The sequence below is a fragment of the Staphylococcus sp. HMSC62A08 genome, assembly GCF_001839105.1.
In the GTDB taxonomy this organism is placed as follows: domain Bacteria; phylum Bacillota; class Bacilli; order Staphylococcales; family Staphylococcaceae; genus Staphylococcus; species Staphylococcus caprae.
Genome location: NZ_KV840033.1, coordinates 339 through 656, shown reverse-complemented (window position 1 = coordinate 656; position 318 = coordinate 339). Strand labels below are relative to the sequence as shown.

Genomic DNA, 318 nt, shown 5'->3' with positions numbered 1-318 from the left:
TTCAGACAATAGCGGTCAGGATGTAACCAACAAAGTAAGTGGTTTACCGGCTGGAGTAAGTTTCGATAGTGAGACAAATACCATTAGCGGAACACCAACGAAGGTAGGAAGTTATCCAATTACTGTGATAACAACAGACGCATCAGGAAATAAAATAGAAACAACATTTACTATCGAAGTTGTAGATAAAACAGCACCGATGGTGACATCAATCAAAGATCAAACCAAAGAGGTTAATACATCGATTGATCCAATTAAGATTGAAGTAACAGATAACAGTGGTCAGGTAGTAACGAACAAAGTAAGTGGACTCCCAGA

1 protein-coding gene is annotated in these 318 nt (G+C 38.4%); it reads left to right on the top strand.

The window, feature by feature from the left end; genetic code table 11:
• The coding region (locus HMPREF3264_RS05025) for a putative Ig domain-containing protein (RefSeq protein ID WP_141764449.1) at positions 1-318 on the top strand (318 nt) is incomplete at both ends.